This is a genomic window from Chryseobacterium sp. CBo1 (assembly GCF_001693475.1).
GTDB classification, from domain to species: domain Bacteria; phylum Bacteroidota; class Bacteroidia; order Flavobacteriales; family Weeksellaceae; genus Chryseobacterium; species Chryseobacterium formosense.
In genome coordinates this window covers 59,937-80,112 of record NZ_MAUH01000005.1, presented here as the reverse complement: position 1 = coordinate 80,112, position 20,176 = coordinate 59,937, and the positions used below count along the sequence as shown (strand labels likewise).

General features: G+C 33.2%; 22 protein-coding genes and 1 riboswitch. Of the genes, 8 read left to right on the top strand and 14 right to left on the bottom strand.

Annotated elements, in window-relative coordinates:
• The first annotated feature begins 42 nt into the window (after positions 1-42).
• Positions 43-843 (top strand): Cof-type HAD-IIB family hydrolase, encoded by an 801-nt coding sequence (locus BA768_RS04995; protein ID WP_065719938.1) that lies wholly within the window; start codon positions 43-45, stop codon positions 841-843.
• Between the two features lie 372 nt (positions 844-1,215).
• On the opposite strand, the gene BA768_RS04990 is transcribed toward BA768_RS04995, so the two are convergent.
• From BA768_RS04990 to BA768_RS04955, 8 genes are all read right to left on the bottom strand, one after another.
• A complete protein-coding gene (locus BA768_RS04990) occupies positions 1,216-1,662 on the bottom strand; it encodes a KTSC domain-containing protein (protein ID WP_065719937.1) in 447 nt (148 codons plus the stop codon).
• A gap of 84 nt (positions 1,663-1,746) precedes the next feature.
• Complete coding sequence (locus tag BA768_RS04985; protein ID WP_065719936.1) at positions 1,747-2,502, bottom strand: hypothetical protein; 756 nt, start codon at positions 2,500-2,502, stop codon at positions 1,747-1,749.
• Between the two features lie 9 nt (positions 2,503-2,511).
• Positions 2,512-2,967 carry a hypothetical protein gene (locus tag BA768_RS04980; protein ID WP_065719935.1) on the bottom strand — a complete coding sequence of 152 codons (456 nt, stop codon included), beginning with the start codon at positions 2,965-2,967 and terminating at the stop codon, positions 2,512-2,514.
• A gap of 10 nt (positions 2,968-2,977) precedes the next feature.
• Positions 2,978-3,553: a hypothetical protein gene (locus tag BA768_RS04975; RefSeq protein ID WP_065719934.1), complete on the bottom strand. Its 576-nt coding sequence runs from the start codon at positions 3,551-3,553 to the stop codon at positions 2,978-2,980.
• Between the two features lie 33 nt (positions 3,554-3,586).
• A complete protein-coding gene (gene nudK / locus BA768_RS04970) occupies positions 3,587-4,168 on the bottom strand; it encodes a GDP-mannose pyrophosphatase NudK (RefSeq protein WP_065719933.1) in 582 nt (193 codons plus the stop codon).
• 137 nt (positions 4,169-4,305) lie between these two features.
• Positions 4,306-5,211, bottom strand: a complete 906-nt coding sequence (locus tag BA768_RS04965; protein WP_065719932.1) for a TIGR01777 family oxidoreductase — start codon at positions 5,209-5,211, stop codon at positions 4,306-4,308.
• Between the two features lie 13 nt (positions 5,212-5,224).
• A complete protein-coding gene (locus BA768_RS04960) occupies positions 5,225-5,563 on the bottom strand; it encodes a hypothetical protein (RefSeq protein WP_065719931.1) in 339 nt (112 codons plus the stop codon).
• A gap of 1 nt (position 5,564) precedes the next feature.
• On the bottom strand, positions 5,565-6,164 hold the full coding sequence (locus tag BA768_RS04955) for an HPP family protein (RefSeq protein WP_034675727.1): 600 nt from the start codon (positions 6,162-6,164) through the stop codon (positions 5,565-5,567).
• A 440-nt stretch (positions 6,165-6,604) separates the two neighbouring features.
• Positions 6,605-6,708: riboswitch (TPP riboswitch) on the top strand.
• 27 nt (positions 6,709-6,735) lie between these two features.
• Between BA768_RS04955 and pnuC the strand changes: the two genes are divergently transcribed.
• Positions 6,736-7,338 carry a nicotinamide riboside transporter PnuC gene (gene pnuC, locus BA768_RS04950; protein ID WP_065719930.1) on the top strand — a complete coding sequence of 201 codons (603 nt, stop codon included), beginning with the start codon at positions 6,736-6,738 and terminating at the stop codon, positions 7,336-7,338.
• Between the two features lie 123 nt (positions 7,339-7,461).
• Positions 7,462-8,502 (top strand): hypothetical protein, encoded by a 1,041-nt coding sequence (locus BA768_RS04945; protein ID WP_065719929.1) that lies wholly within the window; start codon positions 7,462-7,464, stop codon positions 8,500-8,502.
• Positions 8,503-8,557: 55 nt separating this feature from the next.
• Here BA768_RS04945 and BA768_RS04940 read toward each other — a convergent pair whose 3' ends face one another.
• Complete coding sequence (locus BA768_RS04940) at positions 8,558-9,331, bottom strand: hypothetical protein (RefSeq protein ID WP_065719928.1); 774 nt, start codon at positions 9,329-9,331, stop codon at positions 8,558-8,560.
• 233 nt (positions 9,332-9,564) lie between these two features.
• On the opposite strand from BA768_RS04940, the gene BA768_RS04935 reads away from it, so the two are divergent.
• From BA768_RS04935 to BA768_RS04920, 4 genes are all read left to right on the top strand, one after another.
• Positions 9,565-9,897 (top strand): single-stranded DNA-binding protein, encoded by a 333-nt coding sequence (locus BA768_RS04935; RefSeq protein WP_034675736.1) that lies wholly within the window; start codon positions 9,565-9,567, stop codon positions 9,895-9,897.
• A 22-nt stretch (positions 9,898-9,919) separates the two neighbouring features.
• On the top strand, positions 9,920-10,381 hold the full coding sequence (locus BA768_RS04930; protein WP_228388295.1) for an HRDC domain-containing protein: 462 nt from the start codon (positions 9,920-9,922) through the stop codon (positions 10,379-10,381).
• A 146-nt stretch (positions 10,382-10,527) separates the two neighbouring features.
• Positions 10,528-11,895 carry a histidine--tRNA ligase gene (gene hisS / locus BA768_RS04925; RefSeq protein WP_065719927.1) on the top strand — a complete coding sequence of 456 codons (1,368 nt, stop codon included), beginning with the start codon at positions 10,528-10,530 and terminating at the stop codon, positions 11,893-11,895.
• A gap of 112 nt (positions 11,896-12,007) precedes the next feature.
• Positions 12,008-12,811 carry a class I SAM-dependent methyltransferase gene (locus BA768_RS04920; RefSeq protein WP_065719926.1) on the top strand — a complete coding sequence of 268 codons (804 nt, stop codon included), beginning with the start codon at positions 12,008-12,010 and terminating at the stop codon, positions 12,809-12,811.
• A 25-nt stretch (positions 12,812-12,836) separates the two neighbouring features.
• Here BA768_RS04920 and BA768_RS04915 read toward each other — a convergent pair whose 3' ends face one another.
• The 3 genes from BA768_RS04915 to BA768_RS04905 all read right to left on the bottom strand — a co-directional run bounded on the left by BA768_RS04915 (position 12,837) and on the right by BA768_RS04905 (position 14,964).
• Positions 12,837-13,079: a YtxH domain-containing protein gene (locus BA768_RS04915; RefSeq protein WP_034675742.1), complete on the bottom strand. Its 243-nt coding sequence runs from the start codon at positions 13,077-13,079 to the stop codon at positions 12,837-12,839.
• Between the two features lie 100 nt (positions 13,080-13,179).
• A complete protein-coding gene (locus tag BA768_RS04910) occupies positions 13,180-14,022 on the bottom strand; it encodes an isoaspartyl peptidase/L-asparaginase (RefSeq protein WP_034675744.1) in 843 nt (280 codons plus the stop codon).
• A 57-nt stretch (positions 14,023-14,079) separates the two neighbouring features.
• Entirely contained in the window at positions 14,080-14,964 is an 885-nt protein-coding gene (locus tag BA768_RS04905) for a cyanophycinase (protein ID WP_034675747.1), read from the bottom strand.
• 280 nt (positions 14,965-15,244) lie between these two features.
• On the opposite strand from BA768_RS04905, the gene cphA reads away from it, so the two are divergent.
• The gene (gene cphA / locus BA768_RS04900; RefSeq protein WP_065719925.1) at positions 15,245-17,872 is read left to right on the top strand and encodes a cyanophycin synthetase; all 2,628 of its coding nucleotides are present in this window, start codon (positions 15,245-15,247) and stop codon (positions 17,870-17,872) included.
• A 192-nt stretch (positions 17,873-18,064) separates the two neighbouring features.
• Here the strand turns inward: cphA and BA768_RS04895 are convergent, their stop codons facing one another.
• Both BA768_RS04895 and BA768_RS04890 read right to left on the bottom strand, forming a co-directional pair.
• Positions 18,065-19,246, bottom strand: coding sequence for a hypothetical protein (locus BA768_RS04895; protein ID WP_065719924.1), 1,182 nt, complete (start codon positions 19,244-19,246; stop codon positions 18,065-18,067).
• Positions 19,247-19,317: 71 nt separating this feature from the next.
• Positions 19,318-20,151: a type 1 glutamine amidotransferase gene (locus BA768_RS04890; protein ID WP_065719923.1), complete on the bottom strand. Its 834-nt coding sequence runs from the start codon at positions 20,149-20,151 to the stop codon at positions 19,318-19,320.
• Between the last annotated feature and the right edge of the window lie 25 nt (positions 20,152-20,176).

Here is a 20,176-nt window from a genome sequence, read left to right as displayed (position 1 = left end):
GTATAAGGTTTAAATGATAGGAAGAAGAAAAAAAAGAATTTTATGAAGGATATTAAACTGATTGTAACCGATATGGACGGAACTTTCCTGAATTCAAAATACGAAGTAAGTCCGGATTTTCCAAAGGTGTATGAAGAACTGAAAAAAAGAAATATTCTATTTGTTCCTGCGAGCGGAAGACAGATGTCAGGAATTACCCAATACTTTAGCGATATTGAAAACGAAATAGGTTTTATTGCAGAAAACGGAGGTTATGTAGTCTATAAAAACGAAGAAATCTTTGCAGATAAATTGAGTCAGAAATCCATTTCGGATATTATTCAAACGGTAAGAGAAATACCGGACGCAAGAGCAGTTCTGAGTGCAAAAGGAAGCTCTTACTACGAAAGTGAAGATCAGAATTTTGTTAATTACTTTTCTAAATATTATATTAAAAATCAGAAAAGAGAAGATCTTACATTAGAAGTTGACGACTCGGTTTTTAAAATTGCAATTTATCATCCGGTAAGCGCTGAAGAGTTTCTTTATCCCGCTTTGAAGAAGTTTGAAAACGAAGATTTAGTGGTCGTTGTTTCAGGGAAATACTGGGTAGATATTATGAACAAACATACCAACAAAGGAAATGCGATTGAAAAGCTCCAAAAATCTTTAAACATTCTTCCCGAACAAACAATGGCATTTGGCGATTATCTGAACGATATTGAAATGCTTAAAAATGCTCATTATTCTTATGCGATGAAAAATGCGCATCCCTCTGTAAAAGAAGCGGCAAAATTTGAAGCCTGTTCCAACGACAGTTTTGGGGTTCTGGAAACCATAAAAACCTACCTCAACGGAAATTAGTTTTCAATTATAAACATAAAAAACCGTATCAATAATGATGCGGTTTTCTTATATTATTGCGAACGTAGTTCTGAAGTGACGCAGTAATCTCAAAACGGTATGTTTGTCATTCGGAAAGAATCTATAATGTGCTTTGAATAGAAAAATGCTTAGTTGGTTAAACACAAAGGCGCAAAGTTTCTATCATTTATGCAGTTTTAAGACGCAAGAAAATCAAAGATTTTCAAAAGTTGTATTGCCATGAATTTTATCGTAGATAAAATCTTTGCGCCTTAAAAACACTTGCTATTTAAAATATCTTAGCATAAACCAAAGAACCAAAAAGTTTCCAGACTCATCTGAAAGCTTCATATATTTTAAAACCTGAAAAAATTAATCTGCCATCGCTTCACCAGACTTTCTATAGACAAAACTTCCATAGATATGTCTTCTTGCGAAACGGCTGGGAGAATCAGAATTTATCATTTTGATGTAAGTATTTCTCGGAACACCAATGTATTCGTACATATTCCCGTTCAGATGCTGAACCGTAAGAACCGATTTCTCCAGATAAAAATCCTGGATATTAGATTTCGTAATCGTTTCTGTATATTCTTCTTTATATTTTTCCTGCGTTTCCGGATTGATGCTTACCAAAAAATGATAGGCTTCAATCACAGACTTGCTTTTTTCTTCTGCTTCCAGTTTTCCCTCTTCATCATTGATAAATTTATCGGGATGCGTGTCTTTCATCGTATTTCTGTAAATCGTTTTCAATTCTTTCAACGTTACATTTTTATCAACTTCAAGAAGCTTTCTGTATTCGCCTAATTTTTTCATACTGGATAATCCTTATTTCGGGGTGCAAAATTAAGGTTTTATTTTTGGAAATCGTAAGTTTTTGATTATTAATTTGTTTGATCTTTAAAAAGGAATGATTTTTTCATCAAGCAATTCCTTTTTCAGACGATTTGCATATTGATGAGCAAATTTTTCTTTTTCAACTTTTGGAATACCCATATAATAATTATCCCTGATTTCTTTTGCATCATAGTCTTCATCTTCATTTCCTGGTCTCACCACAACTTCCAAATAATGAACGTAATGCCCAAATTCATGGGGTAAAGTCCTATAAAGTTGAGTGTTTCTTGAAGGTTTTAACTTTAACTCAGAAACAAAATTTCTTTTATTTTCAATGAAGAGATGACCATCTTCTTTTAGTTTTTCAAATTCTTTTTGGTCTTCAATGGTTTGCTTTTTATGCCAAATTAATTTTTTATTAAGATCAATTGCATCCAAAATTATTGCCGGATAATATTCGTTTTCAAATTCAAAACTATAGATTAATCTTCCCCAAACCGGAGAAATTATTTCTTCTTTTCTTTTGGGTTGACGAAGAATAATAAATCTCAAATCTCCATAGTCTTCTTTTGGGATGTGCTTAATAATTTTTGCTAAATCATTTACAGAACAAGAGTGAAAACAGTTTGCTCGAGTTTCTTCAATAATGAACAAAAATTCATGATCATTAATGATTCTGATTTCAGTTTGATATTTTTCAAATCTTTCATAAAAAGACTTTAATGTTCCGTAAGGAGTTGAAATTTTAAGCTTATTATTTTGCCCAAAACCTTGATATTCGGTTCCAATATTTCTGTTTCTTCTGGTAGGATTATACATTTCGATAGATTACTCGTTTTTTACCAATATTTCAACAATTTTACTTCTTTCAATAATCATCTCTTCCTTACTTTTCTTCACAATCTTATCATTTTTCAAATAATTTATAAAAGCAGTAACATATAAATTTCTGTCATCAAATCCTGTTAGCTGAAATTTCTCAATCTGTAATTTTTTACTATCAATTTTTGAAACAGATAAAAGAGATTGTTTATCAAACCAATTGTTAAATCCTGTATCATTTCTTACTTCCTGGAATCTTGTAATGTTTTTATTAATGGGTAAATCAATCGAATCCTGGATTCTCTTTCTCCCAAATGATTTATTGTAAAAATCAATATGAATAAACTTTCCTTGTATTTCTTTACTAATTTCAGATGTTTTTAAATACAGTATATCTGAACCATCTTGTGAAAAATAACAGCAAGGAATAAAAAATAAAAGAAACAATATTTTTGACTTCATTATAAAAATATTACTCCGTTGTATCAATATAAGTCAACCTTGATCCTTTTATAAACTCTTCCAAAGAAATATCTTTACTTGCTTTGCTATTCATCAGTTCAAAAAAATATACTTTGGTAGAATTTAGTCTCATGTCTTTTAATGAAATTTTAAATCTCTTCACCCGAAAGTCAGAATTAAAAAACGTTAGTTCAGAAACATTGCTCAGCTTTATATTGTTCACATCGAAAGAAGCTTTCGGATCTTTCTGCAGTTTTAAAAATCTTTTCTGCGTTTTGTCGGTTGTTTCATCCAGGAATTTCTGCATCTGAAAATCGGTCAGAAGCTGCGGATAAATTAAGCCTTCTTTCAGAATATTTGAAGTTATTTTGTCAGATTTATCATAGTAAACCGTTTTATCATCAAACTGTACAAGATTGTCTTTTACAAGAATTTTACCGGCAAATTTTTTATAGTTTTTCTTTTTATAGTCATTCTTAAAATGCTCAACAATAGCGGCATCTTTTGAGCTTAATTTTTCATTTTTCTGGGCGAAAAAATTTGAAGAAAGCAATAATGAAAGACCAATTGAAAATAAAAATTTCATAATATTTTAGTTTAGGTTTGGATGTGTAGAATTCTACAAAATATTTTTAAGGCGAAGATGTTGTAAAAGCATAATGGTTTTCGCATCTTTAATTTCACCTTTACCAATCATAGAAAGTGTTTCATTAAAATCTAGTTCTAAAACTTCAATGTTTTCGCCTTCTTCTTCGAGTCCGCCTCCATCATTGATTTTCATATCATCAGAATATTCTGCGATGAAAAAATACAGAATTTCCGTTACAGAGCCGGGAGACATATAGGCTTCAAATATTTTTTCGACTTTAGAGATTTTGTATCCTGTTTCTTCTTCCGTTTCTTTTCTGATGCAGTCTTCCGGATTATTATCATTTAATAGACCTGCGCACGCTTCAATCAACATTCCGTCCGTATTTCCGTTTATATAAGTCGGAAGTCTGAATTGTCTGGTTAAAATTACTTTTTTTAAACTTATATTATAAAGGAGAATAACGGCTCCGTTTCCTCTGTCATAAGCTTCTCTGCTTTGAGTTTCGGTTTCTCCGTTTTGTTTTTTGATGTTAAAAGTTACTTTCTTCAAAGTGTACCAATTGTCAGATAAAATTTCTGTTTTTTCGATACTTACATTCGTCTCTTGCATCTATATTTTATTATTTTATATTACTAATTAACTTTGAAAAAATTCAGTGTTCTTTGTTAAGTGAAGCGCCTTTGCGAACTTAAAACAGTTAGGATTTAAAAAATATTTGTCCTTTGTGTTTAAAAACAAAAGCAACATTATTTATTCAACAAATCCTCCAAAGCCATTTTCAAATCAGGAAATTTAAACTCAAAACCAGCCTTTTGAATTTTTTCAGAAGAAGCTCTCGAACCTTCCAGCAAAGCATCTGCCAATTCTCCAAAAATTAGTTTTAAAATAAAGCTTGGAATATTAGGCATAAATAAAGGCTTTTTCAAGACCTCAGCAATTAATTTCGTTAAATTTTCATTTGTTGTATGTTGTGGAGCAGTAGCATTAAAAGAACCTTCAACTTCAGGGTTTTTCAAAGCAAATTCATAAATCGAACAAATATCATCGATGTGAATCCACGGCATATATTGTTTTCCGCTTCCAAGTGGCGAACCAATCCCTAATTTAATAGGAGTCATCATTTTTGCTAATGCACCTTCGCTTTTGAAAAGAACAACAGCAGTTCTGATTTTTACAACTCTTTCGGCAATGTTTTGTTCCTTAAATTCATCAGCAGCTTTTTCCCAGACTACAACAACTTCACTCAAAAAATCATTTCCTGAAGCATCGTTTTCTGTGAAGATTTTGTCGGTTGTTTTTGTTCCGTAAAAATTAATCCCGGAAGCTGAAATAAAAGATTTTAACTTTAAATTTTTATTTTTTAAAGTGTTTAATATAAGTTTGGCAGAATCTACACGGCTTGAAATCAATTGCTTTTTTCGGTCATCCGACCAGCGTTTTTCAGAAATATTGGCTCCGGCAAGATGAATGATGTGACTTACGTTTTCAAAAGCCTTTTCATCAATGATCTGATTTTCCAGATCCCATTCAAATTCGTTTTCGGCTTCTTTTTTTCTTGTTAAAAACCGTATGGAGTATTCATTTTCCAGTTTTTTTGAAAGCGCTCTTGCAATGGCTCCGCTTGCACCGGTTATTAAGACAGTTTCTTTCATTACAGTGTTTAGATTAATTTTTTACAATGAGAACATAATCTTCTTCAAGAATTTTATAGCCATGGTCATAAATAAATTTATATTCAGAACCATTTTTATAGACTTTGATGTTCGTAAAATAATTAAAATCAAAACCTAAGCCATCTAATTTAGACTTTGCGATTTTAGTTTTTCCGTCGATATTAATTTCACTCAGGATGCGGTAATTTTTGCGAAGTTTGTTGTTTACGTTTCGCATCAGATTGCTCGAATCCTTGTTTTGTTTATTGTTGAAAGCGTTTCTGCAAGCGTCGTTGCAAAATTTTTTGTCGGATCTGCCGATAATTTTCTCGCCACATTCAATGCATTCCATATTAATGATTTTTCAGTTTGTGTTCGTGTTTTTTCTTTAATAACCTTTTAAATCTGCTGTGTGCAGGATAACTTCTGTTTTTAGTCATATTGTTGAAAACCAAAGCTACTAAAAGCAAAATAATACATCCCGAAAGTACCGGAGAAATTACATACCAATAACCAAGTTCAGGAATTTTTCCTGTAGAAGTTACGGCAATTAAAGCAGTTGCTCCACCCGGTGGATGTAAAGTTTTGGTGTATTGCATTAAAACAATCGAAAATGCCACTGCCAAAGGTGCTGAAAGCCATAAAATATCCGGAACAATCTGATAAACGGTGACACCTACCAAAGCTGAAAGTACATGACCGCCAACAAGATTTCTTGGCTGTGCAAGCGGACTTTGTATTGCACCATAAATCAAAACGCTTGATGCTCCAAAAGAACCGATCAGAAATACATTTTCTTCCTGCAACAAATAATGGGACTGAAGAAATGCAATCAGTCCGATCCCGAAAAATGCTCCCAAAAATGACCAGAAATGTTCTTTATAATCAACTAATGTTTCTTTATAAATCACATATTTTGAAACTCTGAACGTCCTTTTGATGGTTTTTTTCACAACAAATTTATTTGAATTTTAAAGGTACAAAATATCCGTTTGTAAACGGCTAAATTTTAATGTAGAGATAAAAGAATTTCAATTCCAATTAATTTTAACGCTATGGACGCAAAGAATATTGATGTAAATTGAAAACATTTTTCGTTCGCAAAGGCGTTTCACTCAGCTATGAACGCAATTAGCCTTTGCTGAACAGAGTGCCTTTGCGAACGGAAAAATATTCGCAAACAATTTAAATAAAATCTTTGCGAACATTGCGATAAAAGAAGATATTTTAAAGTTAGAAAATTTAATAATTGTGTTTGTCATTCTGTAATAATCTAAGTAATGATTTTGAGATGCTTTCAGCATGACAAACTCGCTGCTTTCATTAAAAAAATAAATTTCTTTTCAAGCAAAAAGTAAAAGCCTTTTATTTTCCAAAAAAAAGTCTCACATTTGCGGCATCAATGGGGTGCTGCAATAGCGGCTGAGATGATACCCGGGAAATTTTTCCACACCTGATTCGGATAATGCCGACGTAGGGATTTTTTGATTTATCATCTCATCATTTAATTTTATATAAGTTAATTTGATGCAGGAAATTTTACAACAAACCACTTGGCAGGAATGGCTGGGTGTCTGTTTTTCAGTAGTTCAGGTTTTATTAGCTAGAAAAAACAATTCAAACAATTATCTTTTCGGTATTGCCGGAATTTTACTATCACTTTATGTGATGTTTTTCGCAAAGCTTTATGCGGAATTTACTTTAAATCTTTACTATCTCGTGATGAGTATTTACGGATGGCTCTACTGGAAGTTTGGCAAACGAAAAACGGAAACGGCTATTTCTGAAACCACAAATCAAGAAAAACTGATTACTGTAGGAATTGTAGTAGGAACTTTCAGTATTTTCTGGTATTTTCTGACACAGTTTACCGATTCTGATGTTCCGATTTTAGATTCTTTGGTCAGTGCATTCGCTTGGGCTGGAATGTGGTTGATGGCTCGAAGAAAAATCGAAAATTGGGTTTTACTGAACATGAGCAACATGATTGCGATTCCGTTGTTAATTCATAAAGGACTTTATCTGTACGCAATTCTGACGGCTTTCTTATTTATTGTTGCCATTTCCGGTTATATAGAATGGCGCAAAATTATTAAGTTAAAAAAAAATGTAGCTGTTGTTGAATGAATTTGACAGCTAAATTTTCACGCAGATTTTTTAAATGATCTGCAAAATCTGCTTAATCAGCGAGATATAAAATGAAAAAGATCAAAATGAATATAAAAACCATTCAAAAATAATATCAGAGCAATGTTTTCGCATAAAGAATTAAGAGAAAAAATGCAGGGAGTATCTGAAGTTCCGTCTGAAATTATCAATCAAATTCATCAAGAAAGGCTGCTTCAGATTTGGGTTCCGAATAGATATGGCGGATTGGGATTACGGTTAAGAGAAGGTTTATCTGTTTTATTCAACTGGTCAAAAACAGATGGAAGCTTAGGCTGGATGCTCACTTTATGTTCGGGAGCCAATTTTTTCTCAAGAAATTTAAAACCCCAGATTGCTAATGAACTTTTTTCCAATTCGAAAACTTGTTTCGGAGGAAGCGGAATGATCGGCGGAAAAGCAGAAAAACAAACGGATGGAACTTTTCTGGTTAATGGACTTTGGCATTTTGCAACCGGAGCACCGCATTTGAGCCACTTTACTTTAAATGCCCAATTAACAGAAAACGGAAATTCTTTACTTGATGAATTTGGGAATGAACTTATCCGGTCATTTGTTATTCCTAAAAGTGAGGCTGAAATTATTCCTAACTGGAAATCGATGGGCATGAAAGCAACCGGAACGTATTCTTTTACAGCTGAAAATGTGAAAGTATCGGAAGATTACAGTTTTATTTATGATGAGTTTTTTACGGATGATGTTTTGGATAAAATTCCTTTCAGAATATTTGCGGATTTGACTTTATTGGTCAATTATCTCGGGATGGCCTCTCATTTTTCTGAAGAAGCGATTAAAACAAGACCTCATCTTGATTTGGATTTATTCAATAAAAGAATAGAAGTAGCAATGGAAAAGATCATTGAATTTGCAGATGAAATTGAATCTTTATTAAATGATTCCAAGCTAATTATTTCTGAAAAGCAGTCTGAAATTCATGATTACTCTTCAGATTTGGTAGAAAGTTTGTCGCATCAGATTTTGGAGATTTATTTCCAGTTAGGAATAAAAGCAAGTCATACCGATTCTGCAGTTTATCAGGTGTTTTGTGATTATTTTACGGCGACACAGCATTCTAATTTTAGGAGGGAGTTGGAAGAAAAAAGGAAGTGTGAGTTTCATTATTAATTAAAGTAAAAAAGCATTACCTAATTATTATAGCCATTGTCTTTCGCTTAAATTATTAGAATTGAATGTGTTTTAGTAATATTTTAAAAGATTCATTTTTAGTTACATATAGTTCATGTTTTAATGATTTTTTATCAATGATAATATTGTTATTGAACAGAAAACTAAACGGGGTATTTGATTCAATTAAGAATAATCTTAATAATTGACTTATTTCTATTGATTGTATTTGAAGTTTATCTTCATGTAAAATTTCTTCAAATTTGAAATCTATGTAATCTTTAGATTTTATTTGCAGTTTTGAATACCACATTTTATCAAATTCAAATATACGATTATATAATTTCGAATATTTTTTTTCAAAGTCTCTTCTATAGAATTCTGGTTTTGTATCTTCTAAATATCTATTTATTATTTTGAAGAGAGGATCATCAAGTAAATTCTTATAGCTGAAAGAGCAATTATCAGTATGATTTGCAATTATATTTTTAATGATTTGTACAGCAAAAGAATAACAATATGAAAATTGATTAATTTCATCTAAATCTATTCCTGAGCTGTTTGGTTTATAAGTTAAAGAATAATACTTACTACCAGATAATTGATCAGAATTGTAAAAATATTTATTTGCAATTATTTGCTCTTCCTTTGTTAAACTTTCAAAGTCATTCATTTCTACATTTATATAAAATCTTAAAACACCTTTTCCAAAATGCTCTAAGTCTTCAAAGTTGAATGGGACAGAATTAACAGTAATTCCAATTTTTATTAAGCCATTTATATGTCTATTTAGGTAATTGAAAAATTCGTAATTAATATAGTTATCCATTTATATAATACTTTAAATAAAATTCTGCCTTTCTCAAATATAAAGATAAGTTAATCATAATTCAAAATAACATAGCTTGATAAAATCGCCTTACCCGTTTTCAAACGACTACAAACGAATTTAAATAGTTTTCTACCGACTAAAATTTTCAAACCGATGAATCTTTGCAACAGAGATTTGAGAAAACAAGTGAACGTCTCTTATCTGAATATTAATTTTAAAAATACAAAGTTATGTCACTAAGAAACAAAGTAACCTTAATCGGGTTCACAGGAAAAGAAGTTGAAACAGTAAACTTTGAAAACGGAGGAATGAAAGTTTCCGTATCATTGGCTACAAACGATCATTACACCAATGCAAAAGGTGAGAAGGTAGAAGAAACGCAATGGCACAATCTGGTTGCATTTGGAAAAACTGCTGAGATTTTTCAGAAATATGTTCCAAAAGGAAAAGAGATTGCCATTGAAGGGAAACTTACGTACAGATCGTACGACGATAAAGACGGTGCGAAAAGATATATTACTGAAATAAGAGTAGATGAACTTCTGCTTTTGGGAGGTAAATAATTGATAAACTTTAAAATCACAAATGATGAAAATAAAAGTTTTAAAAATCAGAATTGCAGATGAATTTCTGCGTGAAGACCAGAAAGTAATTGATCGGTTTCTTGAAAATCATGAAATTATTAAAACAGAAACGGCATTTGTACACGACGAACAGTTTTGGTCAGTTGTCCTATATTTTAATGATCTGGAATCTGCTCTAAATAAAACGAGTGTAAAAGATTCCAAAACCGTAAAATATTCTGCGGAAGACGAAGTGTTGAGCAATGATGAAATCAAGATATTAGATGCTTTGAAACTTTGGCGTTCAGAGAAAGCAAAAGAGCAGAATCTTCCGACTTATTTTATTGCAACCAACAAAGAACTGGTTTCTGTTGCAAAATATAAACCGGCAAAAAAAGAAGAGCTTTTAGATATTAAAGGTTTCGGCAAGCATAAAATCGAAAATTATGGAGAAGAAATCCTTGAAATATTGGAGAGTGTGTAAAAAATCTAATTGAATACCAAAACACAAATGATCGTACGAAGCTGGAGAAATATAAAATCTCCGGCTTTTTTATTGATTTAAAAGTCCTTTCAATTGCTTATTTTTGCACTGAATTACACATTACTTATTATTCATTACTCATAAATATGAAGCCAAGCTTAGCAAAAGGAACGAGAGATTTTACGTCACTGGAAGTTTCGAGAAGAAAATACATCATCAATATACTGCAGAAAAATTTTGAACTTTTTGGTTTTCAGCCTTTGGAAACACCAAGTTTTGAAAACCTTTCAACATTGACGGGAAAATACGGAGAAGAAGGAGATCGCTTGATTTTTAAGATTTTAAATTCAAGCATCAACGAAGCTAAAGATGATAAAAAAACGCAGATGCTGAATGATTTTCAGAAAGCTTTAGATAAACCTTTCAGTTCAGAAAGTCTTACAGATAAAGCTCTTCGTTATGATCTTACAGTCCCTTTTGCGAGATTCGTAGCGATGAATCACGGGAAACTGACTTTTCCATACAAACGTTATCAGATTCAGCCGGTTTGGAGAGCAGACCGCCCACAGAAAGGAAGATTCAGAGAATTTTATCAGTGTGACGCTGATGTTGTAGGTAGTGAAAGCCTTTTGCAGGAAGTTGATTTGGTACAATTATATCTAAAATCCTTTGCCGAACTAAAAGTTTCGGTAACAATTCATATCAACAACAGAAAAATCCTTTCTGGTTTAGCAGAATATGCAGGAATTACGGATAAGTTGATTGACTTTACCGTTGCTTTAGACAAATTAGATAAAATCGGGAAAGATGGAGTAGTGAAGGAACTTTTAGAGAGAGAAATTTCTCAGGAATCGATTGATAAACTTGATTTTCTGTTTAATCAATCAGATGATGCTCTGGAAAACCTTCTTCAGCTCAAAGAAAAATTTGCCGGAAATGAAATCGGTTTGAAAGGCGTTGAAGAATTGGAATATGTGATTACCCAATCTTTAAATCTTGGCGTTGATATTCAGAATCTTGTTTTTGATATTACTTTGGCTCGTGGGTTAGATTATTACACCGGAGCAATTTTCGAAGTGAAAGCGGATGAAGCGCAAATGGGTTCTATCGGCGGCGGCGGAAGGTATGATAATCTTACCGAAGTTTTCGGGGTGAAAAATGTTCCGGGAATCGGTATTTCGTTCGGTCTTGATAGAATTTACTTAGTAATGGAAGAATTAAATCTTTTCCCTGAAGAAGCTACATCAAATGTAGAATATTTGTTCGCCAACTTTGGTGGTGAAGAAACTTTGGAAGCTTTGAAACTAATCATCAGATTAAGAGAAAAAGGAATTTCCGCAGAGCTGTATCCCGAAAATGCTAAAATAGGAAAACAATTTACCTATGCAGAAAAGAAAGGTATTAAAAACCTCATATTTTTAGGTGAAGAAGAGCTTAAAAATGGAACAGTAACCTTCAAAAATCTGGAAGCTGGTGAACAGAAAACAGTTTCTTTAGAAGAATTTTTAGGATAAAAAAATTATTTATATTGATGAAATTCCGGCTCGAAGAGCCGGAATTTTTTTATAATAACCATAGTTTTTAAAATGTTTAGAAAAATTTATCTTTACAAAAAAACAAAACGTAATGGAAAACTATTTAGACATTAATAAAAAATCCTGGAATGCCAAAGTAGAACCACATCTAAAATCAGATTTTTATTTCGTGGATGAATTTTTAAACGGCAGAACATCATTAAATTCTATTGAACTTGAACTTTTAGGAGATACTAAAGGTAAAACAATTCTGCATTTACAATGTCATTTTGGCCAGGATTCAATCTCACTATCAAGGATGGGTGCAAAAGTTACCGGGATTGATCTTTCGGATAAAGCGATTGAAACCGCAAAAGATTTAGCCAAACAATGCAGTACTGATACGGAATTTATCTGTTCTGATGTGTATGAGCTTCCCAATATTTTAGACCAAAAATTTGACATTGTTTTTACAAGTTACGGTACGATTGGCTGGCTTCCCGATCTTGAAAAATGGGCGAATGTTGTTAATCACTTTCTGAAACCTGAAGGAAAGTTTATTATGGCAGAGTTTCATCCCGTAGTTTGGATGTTTGATGACGATTTTAAAGATGTTGCTTATAACTATTTTAACGAAAAGCCTATTGTTGAAACCTATGAAGGAACGTATGCTGATTTTTCTGCAGAGCTTGTTCAGGATTATGTAATGTGGAATCATTCTCTATCAGAAGTTATGCAAAATCTGATTAGTAAAAACTTAACAATAGAACAATTTAATGAGTTTGATTGGTCGCCTTATCCGTGTTTTAAACATATCGAAGAATTCGAAAAAGGAAAGTGGAGAACTACAAAATTTGGAAATAAAATACCAATGGTTTACGCCATTACAGCACAAAAAAAGTCATCGTTACGATGACTTTTTTGTATATGAATGTTAAATTTTAAACATTAGATGCTGAATCTTCAACTTTAGATTTTGCTTCGTCAAATTTACTTTGAGCCTGGGAAGCAACTTCATTTGCTTTATCTTTCAAATCATTTCCCCATTTGTTCAAATTCTCTTTCGCAGAATTGATTTTGTCTTTTACAGCCTGTTGCTGTTCCGGTGTAGATTTTTTGTACTTCCAGTAAGCTAATGCACCTAATCCTAATAAAGCTAATAATCCGTTTGTCTTATTTCCCATGATTTCTATTTTTTTAAGTTAAATATTAAAATTTTGTTATTAATAGTTATGTAAATTGTGTGCCAAAAAAAATATAGGAATAATAAAATAATGTTAAAATTTATCCGAAAATTTCAAATTGAGTTCCGTCAAAACTCGCAAAAACCATGGTAGGATAAGAATCCTGATGATAAATATTTGCGTCTTTATCAATAGCAATCGCACCCGCAAAACCATCGATTATTTTTAGCTCAGCAAAGGTTTTATCAAAAGCTTCTTTCAAATTCATTCCGTCGGTTACCCGGGTCACAATTTTTGCAGCTGTAGCATTGCTTACAATATCTTCACCCACTCCGGTGCAGCTTACTGCGCAAAATTCGTTGGCGTAATTTCCCGCAACGGTTGCAGAATCTGAAATCCGTCCTGGAATTTCAAAACCTTTTCCTCCGGTAGAAGTAGCAACGGCTAATTTCCCATTTTCGTCAATGGCAACGCAGCCAACTGTTCCTTTTCCTCCGTTTTTAAGCTTAGCTTCGTATTCTTTTCGTCTTTGAGGAATTTCGGTTGAGAAATTTTCAAACCCATTCTGATTGGCATAAATTTTAGCCCCATTTCCACCTAAAACCCTGTCATCTTCCTTCATCAGTTCTTTGGCTACAAAAATCGGATTCTTCACATCCTGAATATTGATTACGCCACTCATTTTCTGAGTTTCACCATCCATTAAAGCTGCACTCATGCGGATTATTCCGTCACTTTGAATTTGCGATCCTATTCCCGCATTGTACAATTCATCATCTTCCAAAAGCGAAACAGCATAAGCAACGGCATCCACTGCCGAATGAGTTTCCAAATAACGATAAGCTTTTTCAGCAATGTTTTTTAAAGAATTCTGTTTGGCAACTTTTACTTCGTGGCTTTGGTCGCTTTCAGAGAAAAAACCACCGTGGATTATTATTTTCATTCGAATTATTTAGATTTAAATATATAAAAAAAGTGAAGAAAAACTTCACTTTGTATTTTATGTTTGCGGAATAGGATTGAACTGTGAATTTTCTATCGTGAGTGTTCTCGTCTTTAAATCATAATGATCGTTCATAGACATCACATGTACCGTTAAATTATCGATAGAGATCGGCTCGCCCAGATTAATATTTGTAAGATTCGTATCTTTTATAAATCTTCCGTCGACGATGATTACCAAACCAGATCCTACAGCGGTCATTACATCATTGTGAATGAAAAGCCCGGTATCTTCACCCAAACCGATTCCTAAAGTTCTCGGATTATTTACTACTGCCTGAAATAGTCTTCCGATTCTTCCTCTTTGTACGAAATGCGTATCAACAATTACGTTGTCGATTAGGCCTAAACCTTGTGTTGTTTTAATTTCTCCTTTCAGCAATGCTTCAGAACTACTTCCCTGGTAGATCATATTTTCAGAAGCTGCAGCCGCTCCGGCCGACGTTCCTGAATAAATAAAATCCTGCTCCTGATATTTTAGCAAGATTGTATCATGAAATCGTGTTCCGCCTAAAATAGAGGTTAAACGCAATTGATCTCCACCAGTAAACATCACAACGTCTGCTGCATTTGCTCTTGCAACAATGGCATCCGAATTGGCTTCTTCACGATTGTGAATATCGAGAATATTCACATTTTTAGCTCCCAGAAATTCAAAAGCTTTTTTATATTCTGCACCAACGATTTGTGGAATTTGTGACGCAGTGGTCACTACTTCGATGATTGAGTTTTCTTTATTTTTAGATTCAGTAATGATTTTTCTTAAAATTCCTCTTTCAAAAAAATTCAGATTTTTTTCGACATTCTGATCGTAATCGGTTTCCGTAAAACTGCCTTTATTCACAGCTCCTCCGATAATAATTAATTTTCCAACAGGTCTCATAGCCTGCAAATTTAAAAAATAATAAATTGTTAATGAAATGTAAAGCCCTTTTTAACGTATTCGTTGTGATTTCTAATCAATTACGAGGTTTGTATTTTTTTAATAAATCTTTAATAACACTATGGTTTTGTTTATGGTTTTGCATTATCTTTGATATAAGACAAGATGTTTTTATTAAAATAAAAAGGTATAACAAAATTGTGAATTTTAATTTTTTTTAATACTAAATGATAGATGTTAAATTCACATAGCAAATGGAAAAAAGAAATTATAGCTGCATATGAAAATTGAGAAAATACAGGCTTTACGCGGTCCGAATATTTGGAGTATAAGAAGGAAAAAGCTGATACAGATGCGATTGGATCTGGAAGAAATGGAGAATTCTCCTACCAATAAAATTGACGGTTTTCGTGAAAGAATCGAACAATTAATTCCTTCACTCATCACTCACCGCTGCTCTGAAGGAACTAGAGGCGGTTTTTTTCATAGAATAGAAACAGGAACCTGGATGGGACATGTGATTGAACATATTGCCTTGGAAATCCAGACTTTAGCCGGAATGGATACCGGATTCGGAAGAACCCGAGAAACTAAAACTCCCGGAGTTTACAATGTCGTTTTCGATTATATTGAAGAAAATGCAGGAATTTATGCAGCCGAACAGGCGGTTGAAATTGCAATGGCTTTAATTGAAAATAAGCCATATGACATCAATGCCTGTATTCAAAGGTTAAAAGAGATCAGAGAACGTGTAAGATTAGGTCCTTCAACGGGAAGTATTGTTGAAGAGGCGGTTTCAAGAAAAATTCCGTGGATCAGATTGGGAAGCAATTCTTTGGTACAGTTGGGTTATGGAGTTAATCAACAAAGATTTCAGGCTACAATTACCGGAAATACAAGTTCAATTGCTGTAGATATTGCCTGTAATAAAGAGCTGACGAAAAAAATGCTTCATGATGCTGCCATTCCGGTTCCGATTGGAGATTTAATTGTTGATGAAGAAGAGCTTAAAAGTGTCATAAAAAAAATTGGTTATCCTATTGTTATTAAACCTTTAGATGGAAATCACGGAAAAGGTTCTTCTATTAATGTTAATGACTGGGTTTCTTCGGTTACGGGATTAGAACACGCTCAGAAATATTCAAGAAAAGTAATTGTCGAAAAATACATCACAGGCTATGATTTCAGGGTTTTAGTCATCAACAACAAAATGGTGGCTGCAGCAAGAAGAGTTCCTGCTCATGTTGTCGGAGACGGTGAATCTAACCTTGAAAAGTTGATTGAAAAGGAAAATAAGGATCCGAGAAGGGGGTATGGTCACGAAAATGTTTTAACAGAAATTAATGTTGATAAAGATACTTTAGAACTTCTCGAAAAGCTACAATATACTTTAGAAACTGTGCCTCAAAAAGGCGAAGTAGTTTATCTAAAGTCAACCGCTAATCTTTCGACGGGTGGAACTTCTATTGATGTTACCGATATGGTGCATCCAGAAAATATCACGATGGCGGAAAGAATTTCCAAAATTATTGGCTTAGATGTCTGCGGAATTGATATTATGGCGGAAAATCTGACACAACCTCTAAAAGAAAGTGGTGGTGCAATCATTGAAGTAAATGCTGCTCCGGGTTTCAGAATGCATTTAGCACCAAGCGAAGGTCTTCCTAGAAACGTTGCTGCTCCGGTTGTAGATATGCTTTATCCGCAAGGAAAACCTTTTACGATTCCTATTATTGCTGTGACAGGAACCAACGGAAAAACAACAACAACAAGATTAATTTCACATATTGTAAAAAGTAATGGCTACAGAGTAGGCTTTACCACATCAGACGGAATCTATATCCAAAATACGATGCTGACAAAAGGCGATACAACCGGTCCTATTTCAGCTGAATTTATTCTGAAAGATCCTACCGTAGAATTTGCCGTTCTGGAAACTGCAAGAGGCGGAATCCTTCGTTCCGGATTAGGTTTTGGGCAATGCGATATCGGTGTCTTAACCAATATTAAAGAAGATCATTTGGGAATGAATGATATTCATACCCTGAAAGATTTAACAAAAGTAAAAAGAGTAGTTCTTGACAGTGTAAAGAAAAACGGATGGAGCGTGATGAATGCCGATGACGAATATTCGATGCGCATCATTAACGATTTACCGAGCCAGGTTGCTATTTTCAGCCTGGACGAAAATAATGAATACATCAAAAAATTCGCAAAAGAAGGTCGTACAACATGCGTTTACGAAGAAGGCTTTGTAACCATTAAAAAGGGCGACTGGAAAATAAGAATCGGTAAAGCAAAAGATTTCCCGATTACGATGGAAGGTAAAGCTAAATTTATGATTGCTAACGTTTTGGCGGCAAGTTTAGCGTGTTATCTTTACGGTTTCGGAATTGAAGATATTTCCAATTCGCTTCGTACATTTATTCCAAGTGCGCAATTGACTCCGGGTCGTCTGAATGTCTTTAAGTTTAAAAATTTTAAAGTGTTAATAGATTTTGCCCATAATCCTGCAGGATATGAAGCGATTGAAGACTACCTTAAAAACGTAGAATCTACAAAGAAAATAGGCATTATTTCCGGTGTGGGAGATCGCCGTGATGAAGATATCAGATTGTGTGGGAAAATTGCAGGAAGAATGTTTGATCATATTATTGTCAGAAATGAAAAACATCTTCGCGGAAGGACGGAAGAGGAAATCAACGGATTAATTATTGAAGGAATGCAGGCTTCTGGAAAAGATGTAAGCTATGAAATAATCCCTAAAGAAATTGATGCACTGAAACATGCAATGGGAATGGCTGAAGAGGGAACTTTCATTACGGCTTTAAGCGATGTAATCTCTAATGCAATCGATCTTGTTCAGGAATATCAGGCGAGAGAATTGCTTGAGGATGACAGGATCTAGTTTTTGGTTAGGCGCAATGACGCAAAGTTTTTTTTACAACTTCCAAACAAACTATAAAAATTTGACTTTGTTAAATTCTTAGCGCCTTAAAACATTATTTTGTTAATAAATTTGCGCCTTTGCGATTAACAAAAGCATAAACAATAAAAGACCTCAGAATTTCTGAGGTCTTTTATGTAAATATTTGTGGTTTTATTCTCCGAAAAACGCATGCGAACTTCCAATCCAGATCGCATCTTTCTTATTAAAATCAACATTTACCATCGCTGCTTTGGTCATTCTTGATAAATTTTGCAGCAAAATTGGTCTTTCTTCATTCTCTTTCCAGATGTAAAGCAGCCGGATTTCAGCTCTTGAAAAATCTCCGTTGATATCTTCAAAAATAGGTTCATAACTGACTTTTCTCTGCAAAATATAATTTTCTTTATCAGAAATAGCATCTGTAATTTCTTTTGCAGGATTTAAATTAACACCACTTCCGGCGAAAGAAAACAAAGGTTTTAATACAAAGTTTTCCAGACTTTCATTTTCAGGAAACTCATTCAGGAAATAACTTTTCGGAACAAATTCATGCTTTAGTAAAGGTAATAGATATTTCGAAATTTTAAAAAACCAGTTAGGATGGGTAACCCATTCAACATCGATTTCTTCACGGAAATTAAATTCAGTTTTCAGATCAGGAATTTTATCGAGCTCATCAAAAATCACACGGTTGTAAATCCTTTTGATTTCGATTAAATTTCCATTATTTTCATAGAATAATTTCTTCCCAACTTTCTTTAGTTTAGTTAGGCAAACGGTTTTTATACCTAATAATTTTTCAGTTAAAGCAAAATCAATGGCAGTTTTCTGTTTTTCAGGAAAAATTTCAAGCAGAATCACATTTTCAGGATTTTCATCTCCAATAATCAGATCATACAAATGGTTTTGATAATCTTCCTTTGAAATCTTATTTCTTAATTCATTTAAAAAAGGATACACCTTACAGAATAGATCTTCATAAACATTCTGGAAAGCGTATAACGAAGGAAAAGCCTGTAATTCTATAAGTTGAGGTTCGATTTTACCATTTTTACTTTTGCAGACTCCGAAATCGATAGTGAAAAAATGAGGCTGCTTTGTATCATTCGGAACTTTGCAATTTTCGGGAATTGATTTTTCTAAAGCTCCTTCAGGCAAGTTTTTAATCTGATCAATAATACTTTCACTCGCTGAAAGCAGTTTTTCTCTGAATTCCTGAGTTAAAAAAATTGGACTTTCAGAAAGTCTGAATTTTGGTTCAATTCCGCTTGTTTCTTTCAATAAAGTTTGAATCTGCTCATATTTTTCCTGAGAAAATTCTTCGTTAAACTGTTTTCTGTATTTCGGGATCATATTTTTTTCTATTGTGATTTAAAAAATCGAGCAATAATGCTCGATTTTAATTTTTTTTATTTGAATTTATTTTAAGCTGTAGCTTTATGCCCTTTCAAAATATTCTTCTTTGCATCGCTTAAAAAACGAGGTAAAATCTGAGACTGTGTAAGAACGATTTTGTCTTCATCATTGATTCTGTCAACGGTTTCAAGATATTTTTCCATCCCGTAGTTTTCAATCATGGCTTCTTTATTTTTCTCGTCTTTAAGGTTTTCAATCATTCCTTCAGGATTAGCTTCGGGATGAAACTGAGTTCCGAAAATTTCATCAGAAAAACGTACTGCCATGATCGCTCGCTCCAGATTGATGTGCGGACGGAATTTCTCAATAGCCACAATCTGCATACCTAATTCTTCAAAACGCTCTACATTCGGTTCAATAAACTGATATGCTCTTGAATCAACCGCGTAAAAAGGATCGGGTAAATTTTTAAATAAAAATTCTTCTTCACCTTCTTCTGTTTTATGAACGGGCTGTACACCGAAAGAATAAGATTTTCTCTTACAGATATTCCCTAAATCCCAATGAATACTCGCTAATTGGAAAGAATGACAAATCAGGAATAGATATTTCTTCGATTCATTTTGCTTGTTGTGATTATAAACAGCATCTAAAAAATAGGCAAATTTCTGTTCCCACTCAAATCCTTCACGATGCGGATTTCCCGGACCGCCCGATGAAATAAAAAGGTCAAAATCTTCAATATTCGGAATTTCGTTTTTATGTCTTACATCAAAGCTCGTAATGGTAATATTTTCTTCCGACTGCTTCTGGAAATTTTCAGAGATTTCTTTAATGTTTTTAAATCCCTGATTTGCCTGATTATTGTTCATGTCCAGCAAAGCAATTCTTACATCTTTCATAACTTCATAATTTCTGCAAAGTTAT

What these genes read in the sequence shown, in the direction of transcription:
- BA768_RS04965 (WP_065719932.1), bottom strand. Translation starts at nt 5,211, where the DNA reads ATGAAAGAAACTGTCTTAATAACCGGTGCAAGCGGAGCCATTGCAAGA.
- BA768_RS04895 (WP_065719924.1), bottom strand. Translation starts at nt 19,246, where the DNA reads ATGATCCCGAAATACAGAAAACAGTTTAACGAAGAATTTTCTCAGGAA.
- BA768_RS04915 (WP_034675742.1), bottom strand. Translation starts at nt 13,079, where the DNA reads ATGGGAAATAAGACAAACGGATTATTAGCTTTATTAGGATTAGGTGCA.
- BA768_RS04920 (WP_065719926.1), top strand. Translation starts at nt 12,008, where the DNA reads ATGGAAAACTATTTAGACATTAATAAAAAATCCTGGAATGCCAAAGTA.
- BA768_RS04990 (WP_065719937.1), bottom strand. Translation starts at nt 1,662, where the DNA reads ATGAAAAAATTAGGCGAATACAGAAAGCTTCTTGAAGTTGATAAAAAT.
- nudK (WP_065719933.1), bottom strand. Translation starts at nt 4,168, where the DNA reads ATGCAAGAGACGAATGTAAGTATCGAAAAAACAGAAATTTTATCTGAC.
- BA768_RS04945 (WP_065719929.1), top strand. Translation starts at nt 7,462, where the DNA reads ATGTTTTCGCATAAAGAATTAAGAGAAAAAATGCAGGGAGTATCTGAA.
- BA768_RS04980 (WP_065719935.1), bottom strand. Translation starts at nt 2,967, where the DNA reads ATGAAGTCAAAAATATTGTTTCTTTTATTTTTTATTCCTTGCTGTTAT.
- BA768_RS04985 (WP_065719936.1), bottom strand. Translation starts at nt 2,502, where the DNA reads ATGTATAATCCTACCAGAAGAAACAGAAATATTGGAACCGAATATCAA.
- cphA (WP_065719925.1), top strand. Translation starts at nt 15,245, where the DNA reads ATGAAAATTGAGAAAATACAGGCTTTACGCGGTCCGAATATTTGGAGT.
- BA768_RS04935 (WP_034675736.1), top strand. Translation starts at nt 9,565, where the DNA reads ATGTCACTAAGAAACAAAGTAACCTTAATCGGGTTCACAGGAAAAGAA.
- BA768_RS04960 (WP_065719931.1), bottom strand. Translation starts at nt 5,563, where the DNA reads ATGGAATGCATTGAATGTGGCGAGAAAATTATCGGCAGATCCGACAAA.
- BA768_RS04930 (WP_228388295.1), top strand. Translation starts at nt 9,920, where the DNA reads ATGATGAAAATAAAAGTTTTAAAAATCAGAATTGCAGATGAATTTCTG.
- BA768_RS04905 (WP_034675747.1), bottom strand. Translation starts at nt 14,964, where the DNA reads ATGAGACCTGTTGGAAAATTAATTATTATCGGAGGAGCTGTGAATAAA.
- BA768_RS04910 (WP_034675744.1), bottom strand. Translation starts at nt 14,022, where the DNA reads ATGAAAATAATAATCCACGGTGGTTTTTTCTCTGAAAGCGACCAAAGC.
- hisS (WP_065719927.1), top strand. Translation starts at nt 10,528, where the DNA reads ATGAAGCCAAGCTTAGCAAAAGGAACGAGAGATTTTACGTCACTGGAA.
- BA768_RS04940 (WP_065719928.1), bottom strand. Translation starts at nt 9,331, where the DNA reads ATGGATAACTATATTAATTACGAATTTTTCAATTACCTAAATAGACAT.
- BA768_RS04975 (WP_065719934.1), bottom strand. Translation starts at nt 3,553, where the DNA reads ATGAAATTTTTATTTTCAATTGGTCTTTCATTATTGCTTTCTTCAAAT.
- BA768_RS04995 (WP_065719938.1), top strand. Translation starts at nt 43, where the DNA reads ATGAAGGATATTAAACTGATTGTAACCGATATGGACGGAACTTTCCTG.
- BA768_RS04890 (WP_065719923.1), bottom strand. Translation starts at nt 20,151, where the DNA reads ATGAAAGATGTAAGAATTGCTTTGCTGGACATGAACAATAATCAGGCA.